13 protein-coding genes are annotated in these 14,129 nt (G+C 63.9%); 5 read left to right on the forward strand and 8 right to left on the reverse strand.

From position 1 onward, the window contains the following. Positions 1 to 49: 49 nt before the first annotated feature. The 5 genes from H3Z74_RS00585 to H3Z74_RS00605 all read left to right on the forward strand — a co-directional run bounded on the left by H3Z74_RS00585 (position 50) and on the right by H3Z74_RS00605 (position 2,510). The gene (locus tag H3Z74_RS00585) at positions 50 to 502 is read left to right on the forward strand and encodes a MaoC family dehydratase (RefSeq protein ID WP_187762101.1); all 453 of its coding nucleotides are present in this window, start codon (positions 50 to 52) and stop codon (positions 500 to 502) included. 306 nt (positions 503 to 808) lie between these two features. Beyond that, on the forward strand, positions 809 to 1,156 hold the full coding sequence (locus H3Z74_RS00590; RefSeq protein WP_187762102.1) for an ArsR/SmtB family transcription factor: 348 nt from the start codon (positions 809 to 811) through the stop codon (positions 1,154 to 1,156). Between the two features lies 1 nt (position 1,157). Then, positions 1,158 to 1,553 (forward strand): VOC family protein, encoded by a 396-nt coding sequence (locus H3Z74_RS00595; protein WP_187762103.1) that lies wholly within the window; start codon positions 1,158 to 1,160, stop codon positions 1,551 to 1,553. After that, positions 1,550 to 1,996 carry an SRPBCC family protein gene (locus H3Z74_RS00600; RefSeq protein ID WP_187762104.1) on the forward strand — a complete coding sequence of 149 codons (447 nt, stop codon included), beginning with the start codon at positions 1,550 to 1,552 and terminating at the stop codon, positions 1,994 to 1,996. Before H3Z74_RS00595 ends, H3Z74_RS00600 begins: the two co-directional genes overlap by 4 nt. Beyond that, positions 1,989 to 2,510, forward strand: a complete 522-nt coding sequence (locus H3Z74_RS00605) for an SRPBCC family protein (protein ID WP_187762105.1) — start codon at positions 1,989 to 1,991, stop codon at positions 2,508 to 2,510. Before H3Z74_RS00600 ends, H3Z74_RS00605 begins: the two co-directional genes overlap by 8 nt. A gap of 203 nt (positions 2,511 to 2,713) precedes the next feature. Here the strand turns inward: H3Z74_RS00605 and H3Z74_RS00610 are convergent, their stop codons facing one another. From H3Z74_RS00610 to H3Z74_RS00645, 8 genes are all read right to left on the reverse strand, one after another. Beyond that, positions 2,714 to 3,910: an acetyl-CoA C-acyltransferase gene (locus H3Z74_RS00610; RefSeq protein WP_187762106.1), complete on the reverse strand. Its 1,197-nt coding sequence runs from the start codon at positions 3,908 to 3,910 to the stop codon at positions 2,714 to 2,716. Between the two features lie 179 nt (positions 3,911 to 4,089). After that, a complete protein-coding gene (locus tag H3Z74_RS00615) occupies positions 4,090 to 5,436 on the reverse strand; it encodes a GH1 family beta-glucosidase (RefSeq protein WP_187762107.1) in 1,347 nt (448 codons plus the stop codon). Next, entirely contained in the window at positions 5,433 to 6,164 is a 732-nt protein-coding gene (locus H3Z74_RS00620; RefSeq protein ID WP_187762108.1) for a carboxylesterase family protein, read from the reverse strand. Before H3Z74_RS00620 ends, H3Z74_RS00615 begins: the two co-directional genes overlap by 4 nt. Before the next feature lie 92 nt (positions 6,165 to 6,256). Further along, positions 6,257 to 9,307 (reverse strand): discoidin domain-containing protein, encoded by a 3,051-nt coding sequence (locus H3Z74_RS00625; RefSeq protein ID WP_187762109.1) that lies wholly within the window; start codon positions 9,305 to 9,307, stop codon positions 6,257 to 6,259. 161 nt (positions 9,308 to 9,468) lie between these two features. Continuing rightward, complete coding sequence (locus H3Z74_RS00630) at positions 9,469 to 10,284, reverse strand: carbohydrate ABC transporter permease (protein ID WP_187762110.1); 816 nt, start codon at positions 10,282 to 10,284, stop codon at positions 9,469 to 9,471. Beyond that, a complete protein-coding gene (locus tag H3Z74_RS00635) occupies positions 10,281 to 11,159 on the reverse strand; it encodes a carbohydrate ABC transporter permease (RefSeq protein WP_187762111.1) in 879 nt (292 codons plus the stop codon). The genes H3Z74_RS00630 and H3Z74_RS00635 overlap by 4 nt, the downstream gene beginning before the upstream one ends. A gap of 145 nt (positions 11,160 to 11,304) precedes the next feature. Further along, the gene (locus tag H3Z74_RS00640) at positions 11,305 to 12,558 is read right to left on the reverse strand and encodes a sugar ABC transporter substrate-binding protein (RefSeq protein ID WP_229726799.1); all 1,254 of its coding nucleotides are present in this window, start codon (positions 12,556 to 12,558) and stop codon (positions 11,305 to 11,307) included. 89 nt (positions 12,559 to 12,647) lie between these two features. Next, positions 12,648 to 14,060, reverse strand: coding sequence for a glucoamylase family protein (locus H3Z74_RS00645; protein ID WP_187762113.1), 1,413 nt, complete (start codon positions 14,058 to 14,060; stop codon positions 12,648 to 12,650). Positions 14,061 to 14,129 lie beyond the last annotated feature (69 nt).

Genomic DNA, 14,129 nt, shown 5'->3' on the forward strand with positions numbered 1-14,129 from the left:
CGCGTCGCGCGGTGCGACGGAATCACGGATCAAGCCGACCGGAGGCACAATGGCGGGACTATATTTCGAGCAGTTCGAGGTTGGGCGGAAATTCGTCCATGAGATCCGGCGTACCGTGACCGACATGGACAATATCCTGTTCTCCGCGCTGACGCATAATCCCGCGGCGATCCATATAGATCATGCCTATGCCGCAACCACCGAGTTCGGCAAACCGTTGATGAATTCGCTGTTCACGCTCGGGCTGGTGATCGGATTGAGCGTGCAGGACACGACGTTCGGCACAACCATCGCCAATCTCGGCATGAGCGAGACGAGCTTTCCCAAGCCGGTCTTTGCCGGCGACACCATCCGGGTCGAAACCGAAGTGAAGGCGCTCCGCGCGTCCAATTCGCGGCCGGGGCAGGGAATTGTCACCTTCGAGCATATGGGCCTCAACCAGCGCGACGAGATTGTCGTGCGCACGTTGCGCGCGGCGCTGATGATGGCGCAGCCCGGCTAGAGACGGATCGACTGTCCGGGAGAGCGGCTCGCCAGCGGCCGCGAATGATGGTTCGCGCAGAGGCGCTGAGGACGCAGAGATCATATCGTGCGCAGTCAGCGCCTGTCGTTGTGCTGCCTATTTGACCCGGTTTATCGTTGCGAACGCCAGCGCCGCTGACGAACCATTTCCGCGTCCTCTGCGCCTCCGCGCGTACCCCCTTCTTGCTTGCCGCCCTGCGCATGTCGGCCAAGGCGGGTTTGCCCCCCCGCAAATATATTAAACCATATGGTTGACAATTGGCGTGCTTCGCCAATATACAACCATATGGTTGAACGACTCGACGCCACTTTCGCTGCTCTTTCGGACCCGACGCGCCGTGCCATGCTTGCGAGCATGGCGGGGGGAGAGCGCAGCATCGGCGAACTCGCTGCACCGCACGCGATGAGCTTCGCTGGCGCCGCCAAACATGTGAAGGCGCTGGAACGTGCCGGACTGGTCGAGCGCCGCAAGGCGGGGCGGACGCAGCTCTGCCGGCTGCGCGCCGAACCGCTGCGGGAAGCTCAAGCCTGGTTGCGCCAGTGGGAGCAGTTCTGGACCGTCCGCCTCGACGCGCTCGAGGCGTTTATCGCGGCCGTCCCTCAGGTCAGCCCAGAGACACCCGAGGAGAGATAGGATGAAGATCACATTGTCGACGATCATCGTCGATGATCAGCCCAAGGCGCTTGCCTTCTATACCGGCACGCTGGGCTTCGTCGAAAAGGTCAATATCCCGATGGGACCGGTGAGCTGGATCACCCTGGCCTCGCCGGAACAGCCCGATGGCGCGCAGATTTCGCTCGAACCGGCCGGTTTCCCGTTCGTGCAGGAGTATCAGCGCGCGTTGAAGGACAATGGCGTGCCGCTCACCGCTTTTGCCGTGGCCGATGTCCAGGCCGAGCATGACCGGCTGACCGCGGCCGGCGTGGCCTTCAAATCACCGCCGCGCAAGGGCGAGGGGACCACGCCGACCACGGCGATGTTCGACGATCGCTGCGGTAACTGGATCATGATCTACGAGGACGCGAAATGAGCGCGCCGGTCATCCTGACCGTGACGCGTGATTTCGCCGCGCCGCCGGAACGCGTGTTCGACGCCTGGCTCGATCCGGCTCAGGCGGGCAGGTTCCTGTTCGCGACACCCGGTGGCGAAATGCAGACGGTCGAGATCGATGCCCGGGTCGGCGGCCGTGCGCTGATCGTCGAGCGGCGGCCGGCGGGTGATGCCGGGCACCGGCTCCAATATGAGGTGATCGATCGCCCGACCCGGCTCGTATTCCTGTTCGCCGCCGATCCGGCGGAAGAGGGTGAATGGAGTCGCGTATCGATCGCGATTGCCGCCACCGATCGGGGGGCAACCCTGACGCTGACTCACGAAATGGACCCGCAACGGGCCGCCTATGAGGACCGGACCCGTGAGGGCTGGACCATGATCCTGAACACGCTCGCGCCTATAATGGAGAAGAATGATGATTGATCTGCAGCACCCGGCCGCCGACACGATCCGCATGGAACGCACGCTCGACGCGCCGATCGAAACGGTATGGCGCTGGCTGGTCGAGCCGGAATTGCGCAGCCAGTGGTTCGCCGGTGGCGCGATCGAGTCTCATGAGGGCGGAGCGGTCGAACTGGTGTTCGACCATGACAATCTGTCGACTGACGACGTGCCTTATCCCGAGCGATTCAAGGCTGGAAAAGGTCATGTCGCGCGCGAAACGGTGGTTGTCTATGATCCGCCGCACCGCCTCGCCTTTACTTGGAGCGGCGGCAAGGAAGGGGTCGCGACCTTCGACCTTTCATCCGATGGCGTGCGCACCAAATTGGTGCTGACGCATAACGGGATCAGCGGCCCGGCAGGCCTCGCCAATTTCGGCGGCGGCTGGCACTCGCATCTCGCTGTGCTCCAGGCGAAGCTGTCGGGCGGGTCGGTGCGCGATTTCTGGACGCTGCACGCGCAGTCCGAAGCGGCGGTCAAGGCAGCTCTTGCCTGACTTTGCAGTTGCCCGGTTCTTCCTCAGGTGAAGGCCGGGTGGCGGCTCGGAACATCAATGGGCTCGCTGGAATCCAACCACCCTTCGGCCCCGGACTAGATCCGGGGCTGTCGAAGACCAAGTGATGCGCATGCCCTTCGACGGGCTCGGGGCGAACGGTGGCAAATCAATCCAACTCTCAACAGTTCTGGATCCACGAACCGTCAGACGATCTCGAACAGCCCCGCCGCACCCATGCCGCCAGCGGTGCACATCGACACCACGACATAGCGCACGCCGCGCTTGCGGCCTTCGATCAGCGCATGGCCGACCAGCCGGCTGCCGGTCATGCCGAACGGATGCCCAACAGCGATCGCTCCGCCGTTGACGTTGTACTTTTCCGGATCGATGCCGAGATGATCACGGCAATACAGGCATTGCGATGCGAATGCTTCGTTCAACTCCCACAGTCCGATATCGGCCACCGACAGCCCGGCGCGGTCGAGCAATTTAGGGATCGCGAAGACCGGACCGATGCCCATTTCCTCCGGACCGCAGCCCGCCGCCTGGAAGCCGCGATAAATGCCGAGGATTTCCTTGCCTTCGGCCTGTGCAGTGCGGCGATCCATCAGTATCTGTGCCGCCGCGCCGTCGGACAATTGGCTGGCATTGCCGGCGGTGATATTGCTGCCCGGACCGGTGAACTCGCCGCCGGGCCATACCGTCTTCAGTGCGCTCAGCCCCTCCAATGTCGTGCCGGCGCGAATGCCTTCGTCATGTTCCAGCGTCACTGTCTCGGTCCCGGTGCGATTACCTTCCTTGTCGAACAGCGCCTTCTCGACCGTGATCGGCGCGATCTCCTCCCTGAACGCGCCGGCCGCGAGGCCCGCGGCAGCGCGCTGCTGGCTTTGCGCGCCGTAAGCATCCTGCGCTTGGCGCGTGATGCCGTATCGCTCGGCGACGATCTCGGCAGTCTCGATCATCGGGATATAGGCGGCGGGCTGTTTCGCGACGACCGACTGGTTGATGTAGCGCGGCGCATCCTTGGTCACGGTGAAGCTGATCGATTCCATGCCCCCGGCCAGCGCGACATCGACATCGTCCGCCATGATCGAACGCGCGGCGAGTGCGATTGCGGTCAGCCCCGACCCGCATTTCCGGTCGAGCGTGAAGGCGGGCACGCTTTGCGGCAAACCACCGGCGAAGATTGCCATGCGCCCGGCATTTCCCCCTTGCGAGCCCCATTGCCCGCCGACGCCCCAGAACACATCGTCGATCCGCGCCGGATCGATCCCGGCGCGCTCCACCGCGGCGTTCATCACATGTCCGGCAAGCACCGGCGCCTCGGTGATGTTGAACGCGCCGCGATAGGCCTTGCCGATTGCGGTACGGGCGGTGGAGATGATCGCGGCTTCACGCATGGCAATGACCTTTCGAGACTCGGGTATGGCGGCGGCTTAAGGCCGCCTGCCCGATTTGGAAAGATCGATCAGTATTGTGTGATTGAAGACGGCACCAGCCCGCTCCCCCACCCGGCCACTCACAGGATCATACTGGATGGTTGCCAAGTGGGGGAGCGGGCTGATGCCGTCTTCCCAAATCAATAGAGTGTGGCGGCGTTGGTCGCGATCACCTGTGAGTAGAGTCGAGCCGAATTCTTCGGCGTGCGCGCCTGTGTCTCGAAATTGACGTGGACGATGCCGAAGCGCTTCGAATAGCCCAGCGACCATTCGAGATTGTCGAGGAACGACCACAGCATATAGCCGCGCACATCGGCGCCCTGCTCGATCGCGCTGCCGATCGCGGCGATATGCTTGCGGAGATAATCGACGCGCAGCGGGTCGTCGACCCTGCCGCCCTCGGCATTGGGCGGGTCGTAGAACGCCGCGCCATTCTCCGTGATGTAGAGTGGCAGGTCGCCATAGTTTTCCTTCACCCAGAGCAGCACGTCGGTCAGGCCCTGCGGGAACACTTCCCAGCCAGTCGTGGTATGAGTCGCCTGGGTCTGAGGAACCGGCCCTGCGTTGAGCGGCCAGCTGTCATCGGCGCGCGTCACATTGCGGGTATAGTAATTGACCCCGATGAAATCGATCGGCTGCTGGATCAGCGCGAAATCCTCGGCCGGCCAGTCGGGCCAGGCCTCGCCGAAAATCTCCTTCAATTCGGGCGGGTAGCGGCCATGGATCGCCGGTTCGAGATATTGGCGGTTCATATAGGCCTCGGCGCGACGCTGCGCAGCCTGGTCTTCGGGTGAGTCCGACGCGGCATATTTTGGCTCCAGATTCACCACCAGGCCGATCTCGTGCTTGCCGGTCTCGCGATAGGCCTTCACTGCCGCGCCGTGCGCACGCATCAGATTGTGGCTGGCGATCGGTGCCTCGAACATGTTGCGATGGCCCGGCGCCAGCGCGCCGTGCAGATAACCGCCATCCGTCACCACCCAGGGCTCGTTGAGCGTGACCCATTTCTTCACCCGCCCGTCGAGCCGGTCGAACAACACCCGGCCATAATCGGCGAACCAGTCGGCGCTGTCGCGATTGAGCCAGCCGCCGCGATCGTCGAGCGCGACCGGCATGTCCCAGTGGTAAAGCGTGCAGAGCGGCTCGATGTCGTTTGCCAGCAGCGTATCGACCAGCCGTTCATAGAAGCCGAGCCCCGCCTGGTTTACGCGACCCGTGCCTTCAGGCAGCACCCGGCCCCAGGCGACTGAGAAGCGATAGGCCTGCAGTCCCAATTCCTTCATCAGCGCGACATCGTCTGCCATGCGGTTGTAATGGTCGCAGGCGACGTCGCCGGTATCGCCCTTGGCCGCCATCAGCCGCGGGTCATGGCTGAAACGCTGCCAGATGCTCGCGCCGGCGCCATCGGCAAGCGGCGACCCCTCGATCTGGTAGGCGGCGGTGGCGCATCCCCAGAGGAAATCGTCAGGGAAAGGCGTCTGCGTCATTTCTTGTCCTTCTTCATGTCAGTGGCCGGCACAGCGCGCCGCTGTTCGAACAGCCAGCGGTACAGGGCGGGGTCGTCATAGGCCGGCACCCAGGATGCGTGTCCGGTGCCGGGATAGAGGGTCAGGCGCGGCGGGGTCGCGCCCTTGCAGGCTTTCACCGCCTCGATCATCGCGAAGCTGCCGATCGTCGGTACGTCATCGTCATTGTCGCCATGAAAGGCCCAGATCGGCAGGTCCTTGATCCGGCAGGCGGCGGCGCTGTCACCCTTGCCGGCGATCGGTGCGATCGCAGCGAACAGCTCGGGCCGCGCGACTGCCCAGTCCCATGTACCGTAGCCGCCCAGGCTTAGCCCGGTCAGGTAGATGCGGCTGGCATCGACGCGATAGCGTTTGCGCAAACTGACGAGCAAGCGGTCGAGCGTGGCGACATCCCAAAGCGCATCGTCGGGTAATTGCGGCGAGGCGAGAATGAAGGGCGATCCCGGATGGTCCGCGACGATCCTCGGCGGACCGTTGGCCTTGACCTTCTCGATATCGCGGCCGCGTTCGCCGGATCCGTGTAGAAAGATGACCAGCGGCCATGCCGCCTTGCCCGAAGCGAGATAGCCGCGCGGCAGGAATAGTTGATACGCATAGTCGCCAGGTGCGGTAGCTGGTTGCGGATGTTGTCCTTCCGCATCCATGCCCGCTCCGTCCGGGCTGGTCGACCGCTCGCTTTTCCCGGTCACGGCATCGCTCGATCGAGCAGGCCCTTTGACAGGCTCAGGGCGAATAGCCGGTGATGACATGGCGAGGCCCAGGGCCATAAGGATCGTAACGATCATCGCGATACCTCGACGGTGATAGGGCGCCCGGTAGCCGGGATGAGCAGCACGCCAGTGGTGAAACGGGCTGGTTCGCCGTTGATCGTCGCGCCGCGCGGCATCGTCCTCCACGGCCAGGGCAGCACGAATCCGCCCGTCGGGCGTGCCATGCCCCCGATCGTCACCAGCAATCTGGCCGGTGTCGCCCGGATCGTCAGGTCGAGATCGCCATGCGGCGTGCGCAGCCCCCTGATCGATGACCCCGGTCCGTCGAGATACGCATCCGACAGCCCGGCACCAAGCACCAGCGCACCGTCGTCGGCGCGTTCATAAGCGAACATGTCGAGCGCGGCGCGGATGAAATCGGACGAGATCCAGGCATGCGGCATATCACCGATGAAGCGTATCTCGCGTGGGTTCTTGCCGACCACTTCGGCCCAGCCGTTCCAGGCTTGCGGACGGCGATCGGCGAAGAAGAAATCGAGCATCGGATCGACCCGCTCGCGTTTGCCCAGCCGGATCATCGCCGACACGGTGCGCAGCTCGTACGGTGTATAATCCTGCCATGCCTTTATGCCGTCGCGCCGCGCGATGAAGTCACGCCAATACCGGTCGAAGGTGCCGGCAAGCAGCACTGGATCGAGCCGCGACTGTTCGCCCGCCGGGTCGAGGCCCATGGTGGTCGACGTCGCGTCGAAATCGCCCAGGCTGGTCGCGCCGGGAATATAGCCGATCTTGAAATGCGTCGCCGCAGCGGCGATCGCGCGGTGGACGTTGACCTGGAAGGCATCGCGGTTCAGCGCGATCTCAAGCGCTTCAGCCTTGCCCAAGGTCTCCGCCGCAAAGGCCGCGTCCTTATAGCCGCGCAGCGCCCAGAAATCGTCCCACAGGCTATATTGCGGTTTGGCCGAATAGCCTTCGTGGCTGATCGATGGCGGCATCAGGCCGCGCAGCATTGGTGCAGCATTCTGCGTCTCTGCGCGCAGTGTTTCCATGTACCGCTCGGCGCCGAGGATCGCGGGCCAGTGTCGGTTCAGCCGCGCCCGATCGCCGGTGTAGCGATAGAGCTGGGTTGCGAGGAAGATATACTCGCCATGGCTGTCATTCTCCGGCACCGGGTCGGCACCCTTGAAATCGACGCAGCATGGCACCTTGCCATTGGCGAAGATGAATGGCGTGTACCAGTCGGCATAGGCTGCGACGATTTCGGGTTGGTCGAGCCGCAACAGGCCTTCGGAGATCATCGCTCCGTCGCGGATCCAGGACCGCGCATAACTGCGCGTGCCCGGGCGCAGCATCGGCCCTTCGCGGCTCATCAGGATATGCGCAAGACTGGTGCGCACCGTATCGGCAAGTGCCTGCTTTCCGGGTGGCACGGTGATCGCCACGCGGTCGAGCCGGTCGCGCCAATAGGCGATCGTCGCGCGCTCGGCCGCGTCGAATGCTGCGGTGCTGGCGACAGGGGCCAGTGGTTTGCCGGGTGTCGAAACGGCGAGATCAATCGTACGCGCCTCGCCGGGCGCGAGCGCCACGTCATAGCTCAACGCGGCGGAGGCCAGACCGGTCTCGTCAACCACTGCTTCCCCGGCCAAGGCCGGGGTCCAGTTACGCCGGTCCCTCGACTGGACCCCGGCCTTGGCCGAGGAAGCAATAGTGGGCAGCGCATCACCTGAATCGAAACGCGCGATCGCAAGGTCGTTCGGAGCGGACAAGGGTTGCACAACCGTGACCGGTGTTCCTGCACCGCTCACCTCCAGCTTTCCGCCCCGCCAGCGGAGCCGCGAAATCTCGCTCACCCCGCCGCGCTGGCTGAGGAATTGTGCAGGCGGATTGACCTGGAATGGCCGTACCGCAAGCAGCAGTTCAGCCGTGACCGTCGCAGCGCTTTTGTTGCGCAGCACATAGCGCAGCATCATCCGCCCATCGCGTATCGCCGGATCGGAGAAAGCGCGCGCTTCGAGCGTCCAGCCCGGCCCGTCCCACGTCACCGACGGGATTGGCAGATAGCCCTGCGCCAGACTTGGTGTCGCTTTGACATCGGCCCAGCTGAATCGCTTGCCACCGACCTTGACGAGCGGTTCGATCGAGAAAGCGCCTTTGCCGATCTCGACCGCACCGTCCTCGCCGATCAGGCCCGATGCCGCCCCGCCATCGGTGCCGATCAGCGTCCAGTAGCTTTGCTCGCCTGAAAAACCGCGCGGGTACGTGCCGCGTGGTGCTTCCCTGGCGAGTGCGGCGATAAAGGCGTTGGGCGTCGCCGCCCAATCCAGCGGCTTGATCTCGACCTCGGCCAGCCTCGCCGAGGCCACCGGCACGATACGCAGATAGCGCGCTTCGGTTTCGGGGAGGGCGATCGGATCGCTGCCGCCGTCGCTCGCCACGACGGTCCGCCTCTTGTCCCAGGCGCTGCCGTTGATCGACGTCTCGATCCCATAGTCGGGCGGCGGACTCGCCCAGCGCAGCACGACGCCGCCGAACTCCTTCGCCCCGCCGAAATCGATCGTCAGCGGGCCCTTGCCTGACCAGATCGTCGCGGGTTTGCCATCCATTGCCAGCGCCGAATCGCCGTCCGGTGCGTTCAGCCTGGGCGCAGGCAGGGTGGCGGCGACGGTGGGGAGCTCAGTCAATTCCAGCTGGTCGATATCGAGGCTGCCTCTGCCGCCATCCTTGCCGCGGCTGACCACGAACTCGATCGATGCGGCCTTGCGCAGCACCTTGTCGGTCGCCGGGCCCCAGGCGAATTCGACATCGCGCTTGCGGAAAACCAGCTTTTGCCAGCCCGGCTTCAGCTTGATATCGGGTCGCGACACCCACCAGACATTCTCGCCGCTCTCGTCGACCAGCTTGAATTCGAGATTGTTGGTGCCCCCGCTCCAGCGCACCCACAAGCTGATCGCGTAATTGTCCGGCAGGGTGATCGGCAATGGCCGCCGGACATAGGCATAACCCGACACATGCGCGAAATCCCAGTCGAGCCGCAGCGCCTTGCCATCATGGCCGGGAACGGTCGATGCGGTGGCGGAAATGCCATCGGAGGCCTTGGCTTGCCACGAGCCGACCACGTCCATCGCGTCAAGAACGCCCCCACCCCGTTCGCCCTGAGCTTGTCGAAGGGCGGTTCTTCCGTCCTGCGTGCTTGAAGAGGAGAGCGGCGCTCCGACAAGCTCAGCGCGAACGGGGGTTAGGGCAAGGCCGCAAACAAAGGTCGCGGCGAGGGCGTGCAAGAGTCTCATCCCTTGACGCTCCCGGCGAGCAGTCCGGAGATGTAATAGCGCTGCAACACCACGAACAGGATCAGCACCGGCAGCAAGGTCACCACGCTGCCCGCCATCATCAGTTCGAAATCCTGCACATGTTCGCGGCTGAGATTGGCCAGCGCGACCGGCAGCGTCGCCTTGTCGCCATCGTTGAGGATGATCAGCGGCCAGAGGAAATCGCTCCACGACCCAAGGAAACTGAATGTCGCCAGCGTCACCAGGATCGGCCCGAGCGAGGGCAGTACAATCACGCGGAAGATGCGGAACTCGCTTGCCCCGTCGATCCGCGCCGCTTCGAGCATCTCGTCGGGAATGGCCAGCGCATATTGGCGCACCAGGAAGATGCCAAATACCGTCGCGATCGACGGCACCAGCACGCCGCCGAAACTGTTGACCAGGCCCAACTCCTTGCAGATCAGGAATAGCGGGATCATCGCCACCTGCGCCGGGATGACCAAAGCGGTGAGCAGGAAGCGGAAAATCCGGTCGCGCCCGCGGAAATTGAGCTTGGCGAAGGCATACCCCGCCATCACGTTGAAGGTCAGCGACAGCGCGGTGGCGAGACACGCGAGCAATAGCGAGTTGGCGAAATACCGTGCCATATCGGTCGATGCGAAAAGCGTGACGTAATTCGCCGTGGTCGGATTGGCCGGGATCAGCGGCGGCGGGAAATGCGCCGCCTCGCCCGGCTGCATCACTGATACCGACAGCATCCACAGCAATGGCGCGACCGCGAACAGGCCGAGCAGCACCATCAGTATGTTGGTGAGGAGCGCGCCCTTTCTCATGGATCGCTCCAGCGTTGCGACAGCTTGAGCTGAACCAGAGTGATCGCGAACAGGATGACGAACAGGACGAATGCGACCGATGTCGCGAAGCCCAGATTCCACCATTTGAAGCCCTGTTCGAACATGAAATACAGGACCGAGACGGTGCTCTCGACCGGTCCGCCCTGGGTCATCACATAAGGTTCGGCGAAGAGCTGGAAATACCCCGCCATGGTCAGGATCGACACGACCAGCATGACGGGTGCGAGGGCGGGCAGGGTGACGTGGCGAAACTGCGCCCAACGTCCCGCGCCGTCGATCTTGGCGGCCTCGTACAGCTCGTCGGGAATGGTCTGCAGCCCGGCGAGCAGGATGATCATGTTATAGCCGAAATTCTTCCATACCGCGAAGATGACGATCGCCGGCATTGCCCAGTGCGGATCGCCCAGCCAGTCGATCGGATCGATGCCGAACCCGCCCAATCCCCAGTTGATCAGACCGTATTTGGTGTGCAGCAGGTAGCGCCAGATCACCGCGACGGCGACCAATGTGGTGACGACCGGCGCGAAATAGAGCGTCCGGAACAGCCCCTTGAAACGCGCCAGCTTGGAATTGATCAGGAGCGCCGCGCCGAGCGACAATGCGATCGATAATGGCACGCCGAGCACGACGAAATAGAGCGTGTTACCGAGCGCTTTCCAGAACAGATGCGTCCTGAGCAGCGTGAGATAATTGTCGAGCCCGACGAAGCGCAGGTTGCGGATATCGGCGAGCGAGTAAATGTCGAAATCGGTGAAGCTCAACACCAAAGCGGCCACCACCGGCAGGAAGAAGAATAGCCCGAGCGCGGCCAACGCGGGCGCGACGAAGATCCAGGCGGCACCTTCGCGCTTCATGGGCAGCGCACCCCCACTTCCGTTCGTGCTGAGCTTGTCGGGCCGAAGGCGGCCGCAGGCCAACCACCGTTCTTGTTCTCAACAGAAGGAAGAAAGGATGGCCCTTCGACAGGCTCACGGCGAACGGGAGTGGGTATAGCGACTCTCACTTCGCCGTCCCCTGATCCAGCATCCAGCGCCGTTTGGCGAGGATCGCATCGGCGCGTTTATCCATCTCCGTCGCCGCCTGATCGACCGTCATTCGCCCATGCGCGGCGGCCTCCGCGACCAGCCGCACTTCGGTCGCGATGCGCTCCCATTCCGGTACCTTGGGCGTCGGCTTGGCGCGCAGCAATTGATCGGCAAAGGCGCGCGCATAGCGGTCTTCGCGCAGCGATGGCGCGGCCCATGCGCTGCGCCGCGGCGGCAGATCGCCGGTCAGCGCATGAAACCGGATTTGCGTTGCGGGCCGCGACAGATATTCGATCAGTTTCCAGCCCGCCGCCTGCTTGGTCGACGCCTTGAACAACACCAGGCTCGATCCGCCCGCATTCGAACTGCCTGGACCATCGGGTCCCGGCACGGGCGCGGTCATCCAGATCCCCTGGCGGCTGGCCGGCAGGCGGCGCTTGAACTCACCGATCTGCCACGGCCCGCTGATGTAGAAGCTGAAGAAACCGCGATCGAATTCGTCCCAGACATTGGAGATGTCGGTGCTCGACGCGATCGGTGCGAGCTTGTCACGGGTCATCTCGCTGTAAAAGGTGAGGGCGGCCTTGAAGCCCGGACTCCGGAAATTGCCGAAACGGCCGCCATCGCGCAGCATTTCCTGCGGCTGATTGAGCCCGAGCACGACCAGCGCCTCATATTCATTGAGCGGGAAATAGGTCGCGTATCGCTGTGGTCCGACCAGCTTCTTGATCGCGTGCATCTGCGCGCGCCATTCCGCCCAGTCGCGCGGGGGGTGATCATAACCGGCCTGTTTGAGCAGGTCGCGGCGATAGAAAAGCAGCCGCGTATCCACATACCAGGGCACGCCATACAGCGCGCCGGCGACGACATTCGAATCCCACACGCCTGGAAAATAATCCGTGCGATCGATCGCCGGCGTCGCCGCGACCCGCGCATCGAGCGGCGCAAGCGCGCCCAATGCGACGAACTCCGGCACCCAGCTGTTGCCGAGCTGCGCCATGTCGGGCAGCGCATCGCCGGCAAAGGCAGTGAGCAATTTCTCGTGCGCGGCGGTGAAGGGCAATTGCTGCACACGTACCTCGATGCCCGGATTCTCCTTTTCGAACGCCGGGATCAACTGCCCGATCACCTCGCCCTCGCGGCCCATCGCCCATAGATTGAGCGTGGTTTTGGTGGAGGGCGGCGAACAACTTGCCAGCAGGAATCCGGCGAGGGCCAACACACCCACCGTTCGCTTCGAGCGAAGTCGAGAAGCCGGCCCCAAGAACCGGCTTCTCGACTTCGCTCGAAGCGAACGGAAAGGGGCGGTGGCAAGGCTCAACCCAGCCATCCGCCCTTGAACCCGGCCCGCTTGAGCCCGCGCCGGATATGCGGGTTCTTGCGCATCGTCGCCCAGATCATGCCGGTGCGCCAATTCTCGATCCCGAGCACGATCGGCCCCTGGTCGATGCCAAGATAATCGGGCCCGACCCAGCCGGCGCCGGGCACGACCTTGCCATGATCAAGCGGCGCCTTCGGATCGGTCAGCGTTGGGTTGAAGGAATCGATGAACCCATATTTGCCATAGATGCTTTTGCCATAGTGCCGGTGCAGCGCCTCGATCGCCGGGATCGCAATCTCCGGTGCAAAGGCGATCGATGCCGCCGCGGCGGTCGGGGCGATCGTGCCGTCGTCGCGGTCGCCGGGGCCGCGCGCGGAATAGCTGAAGAACGCACGCTCCTTGCCGTCGATACGCTCGCGAAAATCCGCCGGCCCATCGCATGCGGTCAGGCCCCAGATATCGTCGCCATAGCCGGCGAACTGGCCTGGATTGGCGGCGGCATAGGCCTTGTGCGCATAAGTCGCGCGGCGTGTATTCTCGAAATAATCGATCCCCTTGGCCGTCATGTAGCGATCGGCGATGCCGCGGAAATCGACCCATAAATGGCTATACTGGTGCACGAACAGCGGCGGATAATGGAGATAGGGCTTGCCGCCCCATGTATCGGTCCATTGCGGTTCGAAGCGCGCGGTCCAGGCATCCCAGGTCTCCGGCTCGACCGCATGGGTGGGGGAGGCGAGCGCGAGCAGATAGGTCAGCAGGCCTTCGTTATAGATGTCCCAGTCGCTCGGGATGAAGCCATTCTCCGGCCGCCAGCCCATGCCGATAAGCGGCGCGCGCGGGCGGATCCAGGTCCAGTCGGCGCGCGCATAAAGCTCGTCCGCCAGCGCGCGGATGCGGCGCTCATCTTCATGGTCGCTATCGAACCAGCTTTGCGCGAACAGCATCCCGCCGAACAGCAAGGTCGTGTCGACCGTCGACAGCTCGGTGTCGCGAAAGCGGTGCCCGGTGTCGCGTTCGAGGAAATGGTAGAAGAAGCCCTTGTACCCGCCCATGCCGGTTGCGGCGGGCCCCTGCGGCAGCGCCGCGAAATATTCCAATGTGGTCAGCGTCCGTGCACGCGCCTCGGCTCGCGTGATCCAGCCATTGACCACGCCGACCGGATAGGCGGTCAGCGCAAAGCCGACAGCGGCGATGCTCGAGAAGCTTTGGGTTGGCCAGCGATCATGTGCAAGGCCGGTCTTCGGATCGGTCGTATCCCAGAAGAAGCGGAAGGTGCGTTCCTGCAGATCGCCGATCAGCGCCGGCTCGGCCGGCGCCTTGGCGAGCCCGACGACCGGTGCGCAGCCAACGCCGAGCGCGACCAGCGCCAACGCCGATCCGTGCAGAAGGTCGCGGCGCGTGGTCATGGGAAACTCCGTCGATAACGCGAAACAAAAATCCCGGCGGCGCCCGACAAGGGGATGGGGGACGCCGCC

The sequence above is a fragment of the Sphingomonas alpina genome (assembly GCF_014490665.1).
GTDB lineage: Bacteria > Pseudomonadota > Alphaproteobacteria > Sphingomonadales > Sphingomonadaceae > Sphingomonas > Sphingomonas alpina.